Source organism: Bacillus cereus group sp. N11, from assembly GCF_016483605.1.
Taxonomy (GTDB): domain Bacteria; phylum Bacillota; class Bacilli; order Bacillales; family Bacillaceae_G; genus Bacillus_A; species Bacillus_A toyonensis.
Window position 1 is genome coordinate 1 of sequence record NZ_JAEHBN010000012.1, and the last position, 18024, is coordinate 18024.

Below are 18024 nucleotides of genomic sequence, written 5' to 3' on the forward strand. Positions count from 1 at the left end.
ATGCATTCAGATCAAGGGTGGCATTATCAAATGAAACAATATGCCCGGACACTTGAATCAAGAGGTATTGTGCAGAGTATGTCTCGAAAAGGAAACTGTTATGACAACGCAGTAATGGAGAATTTCTTCGGGATCATGAAGTCGGAATTCCTCTACATAAAAGAGTTTGAAAGTGTAGATCATTTTAAAATAGAATTAGAAAAATATGTAGATTATTATAATACGAAACGGATAAAGGCAAAATTAAAAATGAGCCCGGTGCAATACCGGACTCATTTGGATCAAGCTGCCTAATGAAATAACCGTGTCTAACTTTTAGGGGTCACTTCACATAAGGATGCTCGTTTTTACTTTTATGGGGGACTCTCGGGTCAATATCATCTCTTTCCAGAAAGTAAAAATCAAATCAGCTCATAAACAAGGTTTTTTAAATTTAATTCATAGATCTTACTGCAACTTGGAATTGTCCCTTAGAACCATCATCATTTGAAACGTAAATTTTATATGTTCCAATCGGTAATGGAGATAAAGCATTCCGTACATTTGTAACATTAATTTGTTGTTCTCCAGGCCTTATATAACCACCAGCAATTAACTCCGTATTTGGGCCTTTTACACTATACCCCATTGTATTTTGGCCATTATTTTTCATAAAGAAGCTTAAATCAGTACTCCCATTATATACAAAAGAAGTGACAGCCTCTCCACTATAATCCATTGTTTGAGTTAATAATATGTCTGCAGGAACGTGTTCAACTATATTAATTGCATCATTCGTTTTGTGCACTTCTTCAGCATAAGTATTATTCCCTAACACACCAAGTGTTAATGCCGAAATCACTCCACAACTAAGCATTAGTTTATTTAACTTCATTTTAAGTTCCCCCTTGATGTTTGTATTCTATTACCATCATACATTCTTTTTTAAGTGCGTTTTTATGTAATAATTCATATCCTTAAATATACATATAATAACTTTACGTATTAACATTTATTGAGTAACTCACATAGATAAAGCTACATTATTATGTTTTATAAAAAAGAACATGTTAATTTCAAAGGTTTTTTCACACAAAATGTATACGATTCATTACAATAATACTCGAGTGAACAGTGTTTTCATTTCAGATAAATTATATGAATAAAAAAATTTAAAATTTTCACTTTGTAATTCGGTAAATTCCATGTTAATATAACGAAAGCTACAAAACAATGGTCGTCATATATATTATTTTCACAGAATATTCACACTCATAAACCCATTATTTTACCAGTAATTCAATCTCAATTTTACCTATACAAAAGTTAGTTTCTAATTTCATATGTACATAAATTCAAGTAGATTTTTTATCTATTATTTTTTCTATCTTCCTCATCAATTCTAATACGAGTAATATAATAACATTTTTTCAAGTACCCTTCCTTTTTTAGATAGAAAGTCTACTAATACTAAACATCTAGGTCCAACTTATACATAATACTACTTACAAACTATCGGAGATGCAAAACTATGGGAATTTCTACTCTCTTATTAAATACCTTTATTATAATAATTTGTATCCTTAGCTATCACGTATTTTGGCTAGAATTTAAAGAAAAAATAACATGTAATAATATGTTAATTTCTACTCTCTCCTCTATTGCTATTATTTTTTGTATGACTTTTCCTTTTCATTTACATGCTGGCTTTATTTATGATTTACGTTTTATTCCTATCATATTAGTTTTTCTGTATGGAAATACAAAAAACATTGTTCTTATAGGAATTTTATATCTTTCTTATCGCTTTTACTTAGGTGGAAATGGCGTTCTTCCATCATTTATTATCTTTACAATTATTTCTGGTATAACAATGCTCTTCCGTTACTTATTACCTATGCATTTTAAAGAAAAAAAGATATTATTAAGCTTACTCCTTATTTTAGTATGTACAGCTTCACTTTCTATCTGCGGTATTGTAACTCAAATAAATACAGGAGGTAAAATAGACGCTACTCTCATAGAATTTTTATTAAATTATATAATCATTAATATTTTCACATTATTATTATCAGTTTATTTAATAGAGGGAATGATTGAGAAATATAAAATGAAAGAAAAACTGCAACGGGCTGAAAAATTTTATATAGCTAGCGAACTAGCGGCGTCAATTGCACACGAAATCCACAATCCACTAACCACGGTACATGGATTCACTCAATTATTAAATGAAAAACATGCCTCTAAGCTATCTCAGGATCAGTACTTAGAAATCATGTTAATTGAAATGCAGCAAATACAATCTACTATCAATAACTATTTATCTTTAACCAAACCACAGAATACCCTAAAAGAGAAAATAGATATTAATTACATTTTAAATCAGGTGAAAGACACTATTTCACCACTTGCTCTATCATACAAAGTTGAAATAAAACAAAATAGTACAGATTCCTTTTATATAAATGGGGATCCCGAAAAATTCAGACTCTGTCTAAACAACATCATACAAAATGGAATTGAGGCTATGAAAAATGGTGGAGTTTTACAAATAAATATACAAAAAATAAAAGGAAATATTATAATTAACATTATTGATTCAGGTATTGGAATGTCATCTCAACAAATAAAACGAATTGCTTTGCCGTTTTATTCAACAACAGAAAAAGGGACTGGACTTGGTACTATGATTGCTTACAGTATTATTAAAGAATTAAACGGAGATATAGAGATAGAGAGTGAATTAGGTAAAGGGACACGCTTTTCTATTAGTATCCCCTGCTAATGTAATGAAAGTTATTTAGATAATAAAAATTTTCTACTTAACTTTTTAAATAAATGAATTTTAAAAATTCCGCTACCTTACGTATCAATTATCTTACTTTCAAATAATAAGGATCAGAGTTTATCTGTAAAAATAGATAAACTCTGATCCTTTAATTAAACGTACTTACAATTCACTACTTTTCTTACATTTTGATGAACTAATAATTTATCGATTTCATCTCATTTACTGTTCAAATCTGTTTAATTTAAATATAAGATCTCTCGACACTTAATTTGTTAATGTCATTAGAGTCATTGTCTACAGTTGTTTTTTCATTAAAAGCATAGATCTTTTTGCTATTCATTGAAAAAAACAAATTCCCTTTTACTACTTCACTTCTACCGTATAATTCCCTGTTCCCCCACCATACTGATACACATGTAAATAATATTTCCCTGGATACGTATAGTAGCTACCTACTAGTTGATTTCCTTGTTGCTGGGCATACGTAACATAATTATTTAAATCTGCTTCTGAATAAAGAACCCAGTTTACTCCAATATTATTTTCTTTCGTTACATTGATTTGAAGGTTTTTAGCTGTTTCTACATTTATTTCAAAGAAATCACTTGTATCACCATTTCCTAAACTAGCACGTAAAATTTGATTCAACTGCAGTTTATTTGCTGTTTGGAATGAATTGTTTGGCTCTTTTTCTACACTGTTATCTTCTTTCTTTTTAACTGTCACACTCGTTGTAGCAGTATTAGTTGCTCCTTTATCGTCTGTTACTGTTAATTTCGCTGTATATGTTCCTTCTTTTGTATAAATGTGCGTTGAGTTTTGTTCATTACTTACAGTACCGTCTCCAAACTCCCATTTATAAGAAGCGATTTTTCCATCTTCATCTTTTGATCCATCGCTTTTAAAAGAGATTGCTTCGTCCACATTTCCGCTATACGGACCATTTATAACTGCGACCGGCGCTTTATTCACAGCTCCTTCTTCTGTATTCATACCATGGAACACAACGTCATACTCAAATTGTTCTGATGCATTCACACGATAATTCACAAAATAAGCTGTTACTGTTTTATAGCCTGTCCATTCTTTTGCACTTAAACGTTTTAACGTATCATTCACCTTTTGTGTAATTGTTTTCCAGTCTTCATATTCTCCTTTTGCAGCAGTACCTGTATATGTTCCTTGTAGTGTAAATGTATTAAAGAACTGTGATTTATGTTTCTTTACAGATACATTTTTTACATTTGCTTCCGCCGTAATTTCTGCTGCAATATCTGAAACTGGTTTCGGTGCGTGCGTTGCTAAATAATCGTCTGATACTAACGGAACATTATATTTATCACGATTATCAACTAACATTTGCATATAGTCTTGATACTCTTTATTTAAATTCGCATCTTTACTTAACGCAGAGCGATATGCATCATATGCTGTCACATCATTTTTCCTAATAAGGTCATGAACTTTATCAAATATATCATACCTCTTATTGTACATGTACGATTGTAAAGCGAAGGAATAATTATAGAAATCCCACGTTCCATACTTTGCATTTAACGTTCGCTCGGCCGTATAACGCTCTGCTGGATTTGAAGATAATCCTCCTATAATGCTCTTTCTCGGTACAATATTATCCGTTCTCGTTGCTCCTGCAAAAAATTCAGCATTTCCTTCTTCAAACCAAGATAATCTTTCATTTTCATACATCTTACCTTGTCCCCATAGTCCTGGCACTTCATATCTACCTTGTAAATAATGCGTGAACTCATGTCGAAATAACTCTTCTAAACTATAAATACTTTCTTGTGGTGTACGTTCATAAGTAAAGAATGTACCTGTTCCTTCTATATAAAGACCACCATTATTCGTTTCATACCCGTACAATTGACGATTAAATTGATATTCTGCTGGACTATTATAAATAACCATCGTCAATACATCATCTGGATTCCCTTTTTCTAATGGCTGGTCACTTTCAACGGTACGATGGAATTGTGCCTTCACTTCTTTCGCTGCCCAATATAGACGTTTTACTTTTTCCTCAGTCACTTTATCTCCAGCTTTTAAAACAATTGCACCATCATCAAACGTATACGTTTTCGGTAAATATTTTTTCTTACCATCTTCTCGTATTTGATCTAAATTAACCATATTTCCATTTGCATCTTTTCCGCCATAATTTGTCGCGATTTGCTCAGCTGCTACGAAATATTGCTCCCCTAAGTACGGGTATATGTTCATCGCATCTGTTACAACTTGTAACCCTTTCGTCCCTGTACTATGGAACGTACCGAGTCTACCTGTATAATAAATGCCATTGTTAATAAGCCATCCGTTTTTCGCTGTAATCGTTCCCATTAATGCAAAACGACTTAGCTCATTAATATAACTATCTATTTTCTGATACCATACTGTATCTTTCGGCACTTTTCTCGTATCGTACAAATATGATTGAATATCGTAATCCACACCTTGCATAATATCGTAAATCGCATTTCCAGCTGAAAGATTATCTACCAATGTAGAAAAACTATCATTATATTGTTTAAAAATCTTCGCAGCCGATGTTATCGTTTCCACATCACTCGAAGCGTTTCCTATTAATTTTCCGTATGATGATACAACTCTATTTTGTTCTAATGTACCGAGCTTAAAATTCGGGTTGCTCGCAATGGTTTTTAATGCAGGTAAGCATTTATCATGATAGCTTCGTTCATTCAGTTTACTTAATTCTGTATTATAAAATCCTAAATAAAACCCAGATCGCAATACCTCTACTAATGTCTCAATCCCTTTTGAATCATCTTGCGTATAAGTTTGCCCTTGCTGCTTCAATTTATCAATAATCGCCTGCATCCTACTATCATTTTGATAGAATGCTAGACTGTCTTTATTAAACTGAAATAGCCCCGTAATTTGCTCCCAGTCGATTGTTACAAGTAAATCTACTAATTGCTGATTGCTTAATTGATTTAATTCAGCAATTGTATAAGTTTTCGCTACAGCTAATTGTTTACTTTCTTTTTTTACTTCTGGCGGTCTTTGCGATAAATCAGCAAATTGTAGCCTTTTCTCAAAAGACTTATTTTCTAGCACTTTTGATGAATGAGCTAATTCTTGCACTGGAAATTGCACACCAACTGGCTCCATTTTGAGCACATTTCGATAAGAAACTTGCTCTTCCTTAGTATTTTCCGCCGATATGCTCCCTTGAAAACTCCCTAACAGTAAACTAGCAAAACTTACCCCTACTAAAACTTTTTTTGAATAGCCTTTCATACTCTCCCCTACCTTACATTTTTTAGTGTCCCGCACTAATACCTTACTATTCTGACTATTTATTATGTATTGAGAAAAAATAAGGTAACGTTCACATATGTATCCATTCATAGCAAAATTAACGCTTGACTCTCCATGCGAGTTGTGTCAAAAAAGGATAGATAATAGCAAAATTTCTGCTACATCTAACCTCTTTTTCAACGCTATGAATTTAACTTTACAAACGTTATTTCTGGTAATGTTTGTATATATTGAATGAATGCATTCTTTTCTTCAGGTGATATATTTTTCAGCTGCATTCCTACCTTATAAACTACACCTGTATCTTGCTGTAAAGATTCCACTTCATATGAAAGTATTGGAATACCTTTCATATGAAGCTTCTCTAATATTTGTTGTACCGTTTCATGTTTATTCATACAAATTTGCACTGTTATATTTTGCGGAAATAAAAATCGCACTTTAAAAATACGACTTACAATCTCTAACCCAATTAAAACGAGAATCGTAGCTCCAATCCCTACTACATACATACCCGCTCCAATTGCTAATCCAATTCCTGCTGTAGCCCATAAACCAGCCGCTGTCGTTAATCCTTTCACTACCTGTTTTTGAATAATAATTGTACCTGCACCTAAAAAACCTACTCCACTAACAACTTGCGCTGCAATACGACTTGGATCAAGGGACATATGATTTTCAAACATAATATCTGAAAAGGCATATTTCGAAACAACCATTATTAAAGCGCTCCCTACCGCTACGAGGAAATGAGTCTTTAATCCAGCTTCTTTTGATCGAATTTCCCTTTCAATACCAATCATTGCTCCTAATAAACCAGCAATACCAATTCGTAAAATAAAATCAATATGTAAGCTCACGAACACTTCCCCCTTTCATTCATTATAGATGGATAAAACAAAAATTATCACACACATCCATTTATCGATATAAAAACATTCCATCTAAATTCACTTACTATCCCAACGATTTTATGCTAATATTTTAAATATTAGCATAAACAAGATAACCTATTTCTCATACAAAAAAACCTTTAAGTTCAACACCTTACTTATCTTCAGTTAAAAATTGCATATGAAGTGCAAGAAATGAGGTTGAGAAAGTCGGAAAACGCTTTCATTTTCTGCCTTGATTTTTGTGAAATAAAACATAAATAAAAGGAGTTTACTAGCAATGAATGTCTTTTTGATTACACCTACTACTGATTTACAAGAAGAATACTTAGATTTTTATAACGAATGGAAAGAGAGCGGTGAAACGATGATTCCGTGGGTTATTTCAAAGGACCCTTCTAACTTTCCAGCTATGATTCAAGAATTACTCGATGCACATAACGGAGTAAACCTTCCTGAATCTTGGGTACCAGACTCTACGTATTGGCTCGTTACAGAAGAAAATAAAATTGTAGGAGTTGTTAATATACGTCATAGTTTAACCGAACATTTATTTAACACTGGAGGTCATGTCGGTTATGGCATTCGCCCTTCTGAAAGAAGAAAAGGTTATGCTACGAAGTTATTAGAGTTATCGCTAGAAAAAACGAAGGAATTAAACATCGAGAAAGTACTTGTCGTTTGTGACGAAGTGAATACAGGATCAGAAAAAACAATCTTACATAACGGCGGGCTTCGTGATGATGATTTCATTGAGGAAGATGGAAATATTGTAAGAAGGTATTGGATTGAACTATGAATAATTAAAAACAAGCCAGAAAGTGATTACACACTTTCTGGCTTGTTTTATGCTACTTCTATTTCAAACTGTACTGTAATACCACTTGGATCTACTACTGTAAATCCATTTGTAGTTTCATTTATTTCATGTTGTTTTTCTATTAATCTTTCTTTCACTTCATCTAACGCTTCTTTATGCGGTAGTACAATCGTATATACCTTTAGTCCAGTTGCATGTGTTGGTGGGTGCGGATTATTTACTCCGTTCCACGTATTTGCACCGATATGGTGATGATAGCCTCCTGCCGAAATAAATAAGCAATCCTCTTCACGCTGTTGTACCTCAAAGCCTACAGTCTTTACATAAAACTCATGTGACTTTTCTACATCAGCTATTCGTAAATGTACGTGTCCAACGACAGTATCAGCAGGTAAACCAGCAAACTCATAATCAACGAGCGTTGCCAATTCTTTTAAATCAAGTGGTGTACTTCCTCCTGGTCCTTCTCCCCATTGATCGCGCGGGCGGTCTGCATATATTTCAATTCCATTACCCTCTAAGTCTTGTAAATAAAACGCTTCGCTATACGTATGATCACTTGCACTATTAAACCTTGAAATTGGTAAAATTTCATTTGAATATGTATAACGCCCTTCTTGTTCAGCCGGGCTATCAATTACATTCTTATTACGAAGAACCCCAAATAGTGCCGAAGCAAAAGCTTCACGAGTCGGAACTAAAAAAGCAACATGATATATACCAGTCGTACGTGGTTCTTGTAGTGCCCCATCCTCCAACTTTTCAAGAACAAGCAGCGTATTCTTACCACCCTTTCCAGATAAATACGCTTTATTCCCCTCTTGTTTAATTACTTCTAAGCCTACTACATTCTCATAAAAAGCAATTTGACGTTCTAAATCTTTCACTTTAAATGCAACATGACCAATACGTGTTTTCGGATGAATTTGTACCATGAATAACTCCATCTCCTTATCCCAATATTTTTCCATTACATATAACCGTTACTATGAAGAATACAATCAAAATCACCCTATGTAAATAAGAAAAGTCAGAATTTATACATATTTTTATTTTCTTAATAAAAAAGCCACCTCTTCTAACTTTCAGAAAAAGTGACTTTATAACTCTTATCTCATTTTATGTACTTCAGCAACTAACTTTCCGCCCTGAATGCCCATATAAAGCTTCACAGGTGCGTCGTTCGTGTTTTCAAATACTAAGTCTAAGTATGGATATGCAATTGTAGCATCTCTTCCTTGTGGCACATAACCTACTGTTTTAGAATGCGTCGTTCTCTCTACCATTTTCAAACCAGCTTGATCTGCTGCATTGTATAAAGTCGAAGATGTTTGACAAACACCCCCACCATATCCATCTACTAATTTACCATCTACAATTTCTTTTCCTAATTGATATCCTTTATCTGGCGTTGTATCACCGATTAATGCATTAAAAGAGAAGCGGTCTCCTTTTGCTAATACAACTCCATTTATGCTCGCCGCTGACAAACGAATATTCTCAATACGGCCACCTGTTGATCCACCTAAATTCGTTTCATATCTACCAATTACCGTACCACTTCCTTGCGCATCACTTAATGTTGCCGTAGGCTTTTTCTCTGTGATCGGTAACTGATATGAAGAATCCCACATACCAACATTTAACAATTTATCTACTAATTCTTTTTCCATTAATTCATAAGAAGGTTTTCCTTCTTGCCAACTTCCATCAGGTGCTATACGTGATGGAACCATCTTTTTATCAACGGTTTTCCCAACCTCACTAGCAACCTTCGTTACCGATTTTTTAAATTTTGCTTCGTCTTCAAAATAGCCTAAACTAGACAAATCTATTTTTTTCACTTCAGTACCTGTTCGACTATCAACTAAACTAATAGAATCCTGCACTTCTGCTTTAGCCGCGACAGTGTGTCCACCAATATCACTTACTAATGCAACATCACTTACTTTTGTACCACAACCACTCACTACAGCTACACATAGCACCCCAACTAAAATACCCTTTATTTTACGGAACAATATACTCTCTCCTTTTCCCCAACACTGCTTTTATGTATTATTTCATTTTTATGTATGTTTTGTTACAATCATTTTACAATATGTTTATAAAATGTTACAAGTTATTTTTTACTCTATTTAAATTACTCTTTTCTTTTGTAAATGTCTATACATATTTTTATGAAAATGTAAGTTTAGCAAATCTGTAACCTTTATGTAACCTCTCCCCTTCTATCCATTATATACCATTAAATAAATGAAAAACAAATGTAACAACTCCCTGTTCTTATTTATAAAAGTAAATCACGTAAATATAATTAGGTATTTGCCGTGCCACTGCTCCGCTTTTACACATACAGTATCGTGTATTTAACCTATTTTAAAGAAATGGAGGATGTTTTTATGTACCCCTACAATCCATATGATTCATATAACCAATACGGTTATCAGCCGCAATATGATTTACAAGCACAATACCAACAATATATAGATCAAACAGAACAAGTTAATCCATATGACCAAAATAGACAATTTCAACTTCCAATCTCTTTCCCTGGTACTGGAAACCGTCAACTAGAACGACGAGTAAATGAGCTTGAGCAAAGAGTACGTCAATTAGAAAATACTGTTGAGCGCCATACACGTAGACTAAATCGCTTAAATCAACGTTTACGTACAGTAGAAAACAGACTTAACATTCCATTTGCAGCGCTAGAAGACGGATTTTAATTTTGAAAATAAAAAATATATAAGGAAGGGTCTTCCCTTCCTTATATAAATTGACGAAAGTTTTCTCCATCTCTATACTGATAAGAGTTAATGAAATGAAACAAGGTGATAAATATGGATTTTGAAATAAATTTCCTTTCCTTTTATGTTGTACAAGTAGAAGGAAAAGGCGAAGCAGTTGATAAACGCTATAAACATTTTCAAACATTAGACGCTGAAGAATATGAAGATAGCTCTTTAAAAGAATTTTTGAATGGTGAATTATTAAAAATTTCAAAGCGAAAAGTAGAACGTCATGCCAAAACGGAACAAGCCCCAACAAAGATTGGGCGCTTTATTGTAGAAGAAGGGCACGAACTCGATTCAAACCCTCATTACAACCTATTTAATCGTATTCGTTTTGCAGAAACAAAAGAAAACTTCAAAGATATGAGCGAGCCTCTCGTTTATACATACCTTGACACAAGCGCTGTTCGTGGTGGTGTATTTTTAATTGCTCAAGCAAAACTACGTAAATACTTTGATGACCCGTTTGTATTCGTTATGAAATGTGACTTTGAACCGAAAGTTGCCTCTATTTCAGATGAATCAACGCTTATTCGTAACGTTGAAATGGCCATCACAACGAAGAATATGAAATCTATCCAATATCCGTACATGCCTGAAGAAGGTATGGTTGAAGTAGGCGAACTAAAAATACACCAAGCATCACATGCCCGCTACTTCGAGGACTTCTTAAAATTCGTCGAATACGAACGCTCTATGCCTGAAATTATGAAAACACAAGTAATGGACATGGTATATGACCAAATTGAAGATGTATTTGAAGAAGGTACGGAAGAACGTGAACAATTCGACCAAGCAATGGAAGTATGGGCTGCCAGTCCGAAACGTGAAATTATGGAACAATTTTCAACCGAAGAAGTAATGGAAGCTACCGCTCAAATCGTCGAGCATGCTCCTGAAGTGGAATTAAAGCTAAAAGCAGATCATATCTCTGTGAAGGCCCTGCTTGCTGATTTCGGGGATCAAATACATATCGCAAAGGTAAATGACCGATACGTATTAATGATTGAGGCTGATACACTTACGTTTGAAAAAGGCTTCTCTCCTATTGAGTTTCTGAAGCCAGATGAGTTGCAAGATGTGATTGAGCGGATTGAGAATAAGCAACAGTTTTCATATGATCCAAACGGGGTTGAATAAAGAAAATCAAGTAACCAATAAACATGTTTTAAATAACAACTATGTGTCTACAAGTGAGACCACACAATACTAAAAATTTTGATTCTAACATTGAATAAATGCTTCCCTATAACTATTTTTTACTGAGCGCTATTAACAAAGCGCTCTTTTATTTTGGACTTACTTGACGTTTACTTTAAAAACCGACTCTACTAAGAATCGGTTTCTCTGCTTTATAACAAGATGTGCTTATGTATTAAATTTTTTTGATTTAAGATAAAATTTGTTGCAGTATCTAAATAAATTCGTTCCTTGTTGTACAAACACATTTCCATTTGGAATATCCTTTTCAATATGTTCTTGTATACAACGTACTACAATTTTTTCACTTTTTACTAATAGACCCAGTCCTTCTATAAGTTTTTGATGTTTTTCCTTATAGTCACTATGTATGTTATTAAAATAAAAATTTCACTTTACTACCTCAAATTTATTGTACTCGTAAAAAGATAATTGAAAACGATATTTTGGATGCTCTCTCACCCAATCGTAGGTTTCTTCTAAAATATCCATTTTATTTTGTGGGTCATTAAGTTCACTGCATTCGTCCCTTTTCTGTTTGCACAGAGGGCAGAACCCATTCACTATCGTGGCACTCATGGCACAAATAGTTTTATTTTCTAAGTCAACTAATATATGAAGAATAAGAGAATGTTCTGCTGTTGTAGTCACCATCATTTCAGCAATCCTATCCTCATTCCAAAAGACACCGTTTAATTCCATCTTTACGTTAATATCTTTGATATCCAAATTTATCATCATCGCATCTCCCATATATATAACGCTTATCTTACTCTTCAATTTTAATCTTTAATCCACCGCGGTTTAAAGATATATTAAGCTTTTTCTAACTCCTTTTTACTATAAGAGGAAGTGTAATAAAAATAAAAAGTGATGTGAATATAATATAAAAAATAAAACAGTTAAAATGTTAAAGATTGCTTCCATTTAACTGTACCCTCTTTCATTTTTATGAGCTCTTATTTTATTAATATATTTTAAGATTCTTACGACGCCTTAATTTTCAAAGCAATTATAATAGCCAAATTACAACAACAAATTGATTCCTAATTAAATTTGAATACTTTACTCATCCGTCAATACGATGACTTTAAATTTATATAGCTAGAAATGGAGGAGAATGTCACCTAGACTGTGCATTCTCCTCCATCTCAGCCAAATATTTAAGCTGCCGCTCCGCTTTTCTCACCGCTGTAGGGAAATGTTTTTTCAGAAGTTCTACTGTATTTTCACTTATATAATACCTTTCCGTTATACTTTCCCACGTTTCACTACTTTCAAATGTACTCCACACAAATGGTCGTTCTGCATGTTTCTTCAGTTCTTTAAACACCCATTTTCGCATCTTTTTTTTCGCTTTTTCTGTTAGTTTTCCGTTCTTTACAAGTTCAAGCTCACCATGTCTCTTGTATCGCTTATTAATATCTCTCTCGCTATATATTTTAAGAAGTATATTTGCTGTATTCTCAGCATCTGCTAAAGCGCGGTGCTGTTTCCCTTCCCACGTTAAGCCGAGCTGTTCTACTGCAAATTGTAAACTTGGTGTATGTTCAAACAATTCTTCATAAGCCTGGAAAACAAATTTTTGCAAATCAAATCTACTGTCTTTTTCCATACACGGGCATTCTAGGCCATGTAATGTACAATCATGAGATAGAAAATGATAATCTTCTTTTCCCCATGAAATAAATACAGAATCTTCTCCAATGAACTGAATAAATTTCTCTATAATTTGAGGGAATTTCTCTACACCAATTAAATCTTTCTTTGTAATTCCAGTTAATTTTGTTGTATGACGAGTTAATGGGGCACTTGGTTTTACTAACTCTGAAAATTCTCCAATAACCTTCATTGTACTCACATCTATTTTTACAGCTCCAATATCTACTATTTCTGACGGATCTTCTGATTTATACGGCCTAAAATTCCTTTCGATATCAAACACAATGAACCGTGTAGCGTTTTTCAATTTATTTACCTCTTTCTAAAATCCTTTTCACACACATACTTTATTTTCAGTATCTATTTATTCATACACTTTATGCATGAAATACCTCGTATAAAAAACAAAAATTCAGTCTTATTATCATATGTACATTGGAGGATATTCAATAAGAACGCAAAAAAAAGAAGGGCGAGCCCTTCTTTTTTTCAAAAATTACTTCTTGTTAACGTTAGTAGCTTGTGGTCCACGGTTACCTTGTTCTACTTCGAAAGTAACTTCTTGACCTTCTTCTAAAGTTTTGAAGCCGTCGCCTTGGATAGCTGAGAAATGAACGAATACGTCTTCTCCGCCTTCAACTTCGATGAAACCGAAACCTTTTTCTGAGTTAAACCATTTTACTTTACCGTTTTGCATGAAAAAAATCCTCCTACAATGTACCTATATGTACATATTCATTTTCAACCACCTTACAATAATAAACCAGACATTAAAAAACTGCAACCCCTGAGGAGATTTAACATTGCTATCCTCCTCGGAAGTTACAGCTCATTTAAATCTCTATATTATTAAAAGTAAAATGGTTTAAATATACTATATCATATCAATATAATAAAAGCAAAGTTTTTTTTGCTAAACAACTTTTTTCTTCCACTGCATCGCTTTTGATTCACCTGATCCAGCTACAACATAGCCTTCTTTTTGATTAACAATACGCCAACCATGCCCTTTAACCGAGTCACATACTGTAACAATCCCTTCATTAAGATGCACACGGCAAACCGTGCTAACGCCCGCCTTATTTTGCGTTGAAGTCGTATATAGCACATGTTGATCTAAACTTAAGTCTAAATAGCTACTAGCTTTTTGCTCACTTTGACATGTATGCCAATATAGTTTTTCATTCTCAATACTTTCATCTATTTTACAAAAAGAAATATTACCACCAATTCCTTTACACGATCCACTTGCTGCTACTAGATAAGAATTATGTAGAGTCAACGCAGAAATCATTTGATTCATCGCTATTTTAATTCTTTTTAATTTACGTTTCTCTAAATCAAAAAGCCAAACACCACCATATTTCGCATGTATTTTCGTACCAATAAATAAGTAATGTTTATATAAGAATAACGAACGAATAGACGGTGCATCACTGCCATAATCAAGAAATGGATGAATGGTCTCCCATGTAGAACCGAAATTATTAGAAAGATACAATGTTTTATCTCCATGAGCAATGACAGTTCCTTGTACATTACTACACACATTCCAACTCGTTGCTTTTGTTGGAAAACGCTGAATTGTCCAGTTCTCTCCACCATTCATGCTACGAATAAAAATCCCTTCGTCGCCTACACCATAAACTATATTATCTACGCTATGTAAATCCCGAATTCGTTTTTGAAAGCCATTTAAAATTTGTTTCCATTCTCCGTCTTGTTCAATAAATAAGCCATCATATGTAGTAGCTAACATAAGTTTTCCATCTCTTAATTTTGTAATAGCAGTTGCACTTAACATTGTCTCCACGTTGACACTCCCATTCTTAGAACTTCTCAGCAAATGCAATTGCAAAATTACTGCATTTTTCAATATCCTCTTCATCTTCTGGAGATAATTCAATTTTCAATCCTTCTTGTACAAGTTCTGCACCGCGTTCTACAAGACGTTCTTCAAATATCGTCACCGCTTCACAAAACAGTTCATATGCCGTATCACCTGATCCAAATACAGCTGCTTTTTTTCCTGACAAATCTATATTTTCTAAATCCTCGTGGAAATCTTCTGCCTCAAACGGTAATTCACCATCGCCCCACGTATAAGATCCTAAAATAATTCCATCATAAGCTAGCAATTCTTCAGCATCCATGCCTTCCATCTCTTGCAATACTACTTCATGATCAAAAGCATCCAAACTTACTTTTATTAAATCAGCAATACTCTCTGTATTTCCTGACATACTCGCATACGCAATTAAAATTTTCGCCACTTTGGCATCCCCCTCTCGCAATGAATGATTATCATTATCATTATATTAATAATGATAATCAATTTCAATTATATTTTTCATTTTTATTTATTCCATACAAAAAAGCACAGATGACTATACAATCACCTGTGCTTTTTTATTACTTTTTAAAAATACCAAATGGCTTTCCAACTGGTAAAACAACTTTTCCGAAGTGTGTATTTAACACTGCTGCGGCTGAACCATAGAAAGATAATAATGAAATACATAATTCAGAATATGCTGCTAAATTATGCATTGCGTGCGGCATAACACCTAAAGTACTTAATGAAAGACCAATAAATAAGAAATCAATAAGTACGAAAATCATAAATAATACTTTATGTGTTTCCATTGCACCAATCGTCATAAAGATTGTGAAAATTAAATATCCGATAAAGGCTACACCAAGCTGTTTTGAATCTGCAGTTTGGGCTAATTTTTCGCCGAATACTCCAAGTTGAATTAACCAAGTCATTCCAACACCTAACCAAAACAGGCCGTACGCACCAAATGCTGTCGTACCGAACGTGTTGTTATGCTTTGCATCGTGAATGCATGCAAAGATTTGTGCAAATCCCCCTAAAAAGATTGCCCATGGTAATACAAGTGAAACGCCATCTGTTAAACCTAACTTTTGAGATGATGCTACAAGTGTTACCATTGCTAATCCAAATAGACCGATTCCAGATGGATCTGCTGTTGTCATTTTCACATGATGTGTAGTAGTTTGATTGCTCATATAAACCTCCTGATTATAAACATACTCGAATACAATACTTAAATCAGCAGGCTATGTCAATGGTTTTTTTTGTATGTTGTCAGACCTTGCATCTTATAATAATCAAATATACTTTCGACCACTTCGTAAGGTTTTATATTCACATTTTTCAACTCATTTATCGGTATCCATAACGGAATATAACAACCTCTATCTTTCTGCTTAAACTCCTCACCTTTTCCGCTTCCGAATACTCCGTCCGTAATATAGGCTTCATAATAATATTCGGTACCTTTATACTTTATCTTTGTAATAAGGTGCTTTACTTCTATATGTACCCCTAATTCTTCGTATATCTCTCGCTTCGTTGCCTCTTTCGATGTTTCTCCTTCTTCTATTCCACCGCCTGGAAAAACGTAATATACTTCATCGTCTCGAACACGTTTTATTAGAGCAATTTTTCCATCCTGTACAATAATAGCCACGCCGCGATTTCTCATCATTTTATTACCTCAATACGAACCGCAACTGTTCCCCACTTTTCTTCTTGTTCTTTCGTATATATTTTGTATGTACTTTCTAACATTTCCTCTAAACTATCATTTTCACAATCCAATAACTTTTTATCAATTTGCTCGTACATTTCTTTAAAGCTTTCGTATCGCTTTACTTCCGTTACTTTTACAACCATCGTTTCTGCTGTCGTAAGGTTCGTAAATACAATTTCATCGCCTTGTTTTATAAGTTGACGTTTTTTATCGTATAAGCGTACTTCATATACCTTTTTTCCTGATTGAATTGACTGAAAAGGTTTATTATATAACCCCATTTCGTATCTCATCCACTCCACTCCCCTTTATTGATTTTCTCTACTAACATACTTACATCTTACTAATTCATACAACACAGTTCGCCTTACTCCACCTTGCATATAATGTTCCATATCAATTACTTGCTTTAGAAAGGATGCTAAATTTGTTATGTTATATTTAAATCAAAAACCTGAATATAGTAAATATGATATTGGTGATTATACTTATAGTAAAGTAGGTCCAACTATTTTTTCTTGGAATGATGAAACGAAATTGAAAATAGGTAAGTTTTGTTCATTAGGAGAAGAAGTCGTTTTCATACTTGGCGGCGAGCATCGTGCTGATTGGATAACGACTTACCCATTTAATGCTCTCTTCGATGAAGGAGCACATATTACTGGTCATCCTTCATCAAAAGGTGATATCGTAGTCGGCAATGATGTATGGATTGGTTATCAATCCTGCGTTTTATCTGGTGTTACAATTGGTAACGGGGCCATTATCGGCGCAAAGAGTGTAGTTACAAAAGACGTACCTCCATATGCAATTGTAGCTGGGAACCCTGCCAAACTAGTTCGCTATCGTTTTTCACAAGAAACCATTGAAAAACTAGAAAAACTTGCATGGTGGGACTGGGATATTTCTGTCATAAAAGGAGCTATTCCATTTCTACTCTCCAACAAAACCAATGAATTTTTCACCTCACCCGAAAAAGAATCTACATGATTGATACACATAAAAAAGAGCATCCTATTCTTAC

General features: G+C 33.7%; 19 protein-coding genes. 6 read left to right on the forward strand and 13 right to left on the reverse strand.

Annotation, left to right across the window (positions count from 1 at the left end; genetic code table 11):
- Positions 1–294 (forward strand): IS3 family transposase (locus tag JDS98_RS19260; protein WP_199634215.1); only part of this gene is annotated, 294 nt, incomplete at its 5' end.
- Positions 295–433: 139 nt separating this feature from the next.
- Here JDS98_RS19260 and JDS98_RS19265 read toward each other — a convergent pair.
- Positions 434–874, reverse strand: coding sequence for a hypothetical protein (locus JDS98_RS19265; protein WP_000773479.1), 441 nt, complete (start codon positions 872–874; stop codon positions 434–436).
- Between the two features lie 636 nt (positions 875–1510).
- On the opposite strand from JDS98_RS19265, the gene JDS98_RS19270 reads away from it, so the two are divergent.
- The gene (locus JDS98_RS19270; RefSeq protein ID WP_000513020.1) at positions 1511–2764 is read left to right on the forward strand and encodes a sensor histidine kinase; all 1254 of its coding nucleotides are present in this window, start codon (positions 1511–1513) and stop codon (positions 2762–2764) included.
- 369 nt (positions 2765–3133) lie between these two features.
- On the opposite strand, the gene colA is transcribed toward JDS98_RS19270, so the two are convergent.
- Both colA and JDS98_RS19280 read right to left on the reverse strand, forming a co-directional pair.
- The gene (colA, locus tag JDS98_RS19275) at positions 3134–6049 is read right to left on the reverse strand and encodes a collagenase ColA (RefSeq protein ID WP_199634216.1); all 2916 of its coding nucleotides are present in this window, start codon (positions 6047–6049) and stop codon (positions 3134–3136) included.
- Between the two features lie 203 nt (positions 6050–6252).
- Entirely contained in the window at positions 6253–6930 is a 678-nt protein-coding gene (locus JDS98_RS19280) for an MgtC/SapB family protein (RefSeq protein WP_000052096.1), read from the reverse strand.
- A gap of 313 nt (positions 6931–7243) precedes the next feature.
- On the opposite strand from JDS98_RS19280, the gene JDS98_RS19285 reads away from it, so the two are divergent.
- The gene (locus JDS98_RS19285; RefSeq protein ID WP_097958369.1) at positions 7244–7762 is read left to right on the forward strand and encodes a GNAT family N-acetyltransferase; all 519 of its coding nucleotides are present in this window, start codon (positions 7244–7246) and stop codon (positions 7760–7762) included.
- 47 nt (positions 7763–7809) lie between these two features.
- Here the strand turns inward: JDS98_RS19285 and JDS98_RS19290 are convergent, their stop codons facing one another.
- The gene (locus tag JDS98_RS19290; protein WP_097958372.1) at positions 7810–8718 is read right to left on the reverse strand and encodes a VOC family protein; all 909 of its coding nucleotides are present in this window, start codon (positions 8716–8718) and stop codon (positions 7810–7812) included.
- Positions 8719–8892: 174 nt separating this feature from the next.
- Positions 8893–9804, reverse strand: a complete 912-nt coding sequence (locus tag JDS98_RS19295; RefSeq protein ID WP_000488650.1) for a VanW family protein — start codon at positions 9802–9804, stop codon at positions 8893–8895.
- A 381-nt stretch (positions 9805–10185) separates the two neighbouring features.
- Here JDS98_RS19295 and JDS98_RS19300 point away from each other — a divergent pair, with 381 nt between their 5' ends.
- Together JDS98_RS19300 and JDS98_RS19305 are read left to right on the forward strand one after the other, a co-directional pair.
- Positions 10186–10512: a hypothetical protein gene (locus JDS98_RS19300; protein WP_000283717.1), complete on the forward strand. Its 327-nt coding sequence runs from the start codon at positions 10186–10188 to the stop codon at positions 10510–10512.
- 114 nt (positions 10513–10626) lie between these two features.
- Positions 10627–11718, forward strand: coding sequence for a DUF3900 domain-containing protein (locus tag JDS98_RS19305; protein ID WP_000345023.1), 1092 nt, complete (start codon positions 10627–10629; stop codon positions 11716–11718).
- Positions 11719–12168: 450 nt separating this feature from the next.
- On the opposite strand, the gene JDS98_RS19310 is transcribed toward JDS98_RS19305, so the two are convergent.
- From JDS98_RS19310 to JDS98_RS19345, 8 genes are all read right to left on the reverse strand, one after another.
- On the reverse strand, positions 12169–12516 hold the full coding sequence (locus JDS98_RS19310; RefSeq protein WP_141523508.1) for a hypothetical protein: 348 nt from the start codon (positions 12514–12516) through the stop codon (positions 12169–12171).
- Positions 12517–12901: 385 nt separating this feature from the next.
- Positions 12902–13747 carry an exonuclease gene (locus tag JDS98_RS19315; RefSeq protein ID WP_000786433.1) on the reverse strand — a complete coding sequence of 282 codons (846 nt, stop codon included), beginning with the start codon at positions 13745–13747 and terminating at the stop codon, positions 12902–12904.
- 189 nt (positions 13748–13936) lie between these two features.
- The gene (gene cspB, locus JDS98_RS19320) at positions 13937–14137 is read right to left on the reverse strand and encodes a cold shock-like protein CspB (RefSeq protein ID WP_001179148.1); all 201 of its coding nucleotides are present in this window, start codon (positions 14135–14137) and stop codon (positions 13937–13939) included.
- 216 nt (positions 14138–14353) lie between these two features.
- Complete coding sequence (locus tag JDS98_RS19325; RefSeq protein ID WP_097958375.1) at positions 14354–15253, reverse strand: WD40/YVTN/BNR-like repeat-containing protein; 900 nt, start codon at positions 15251–15253, stop codon at positions 14354–14356.
- A 16-nt stretch (positions 15254–15269) separates the two neighbouring features.
- Positions 15270–15713, reverse strand: coding sequence for a flavodoxin (locus JDS98_RS19330; protein WP_001062761.1), 444 nt, complete (start codon positions 15711–15713; stop codon positions 15270–15272).
- A gap of 139 nt (positions 15714–15852) precedes the next feature.
- Positions 15853–16473, reverse strand: coding sequence for an acetate uptake transporter (locus JDS98_RS19335; protein WP_000070943.1), 621 nt, complete (start codon positions 16471–16473; stop codon positions 15853–15855).
- Positions 16474–16529: 56 nt separating this feature from the next.
- The gene (locus tag JDS98_RS19340) at positions 16530–16955 is read right to left on the reverse strand and encodes an NUDIX hydrolase (protein ID WP_199634217.1); all 426 of its coding nucleotides are present in this window, start codon (positions 16953–16955) and stop codon (positions 16530–16532) included.
- Positions 16952–17293: an ASCH domain-containing protein gene (locus JDS98_RS19345; RefSeq protein WP_001268354.1), complete on the reverse strand. Its 342-nt coding sequence runs from the start codon at positions 17291–17293 to the stop codon at positions 16952–16954. The genes JDS98_RS19340 and JDS98_RS19345 overlap by 4 nt, the downstream gene beginning before the upstream one ends.
- Positions 17294–17432: 139 nt before the next feature.
- On the opposite strand from JDS98_RS19345, the gene JDS98_RS19350 reads away from it, so the two are divergent.
- Positions 17433–17990, forward strand: coding sequence for a CatB-related O-acetyltransferase (locus tag JDS98_RS19350; protein ID WP_000966319.1), 558 nt, complete (start codon positions 17433–17435; stop codon positions 17988–17990).
- The last annotated feature ends 34 nt before the right edge of the window (positions 17991–18024 follow it).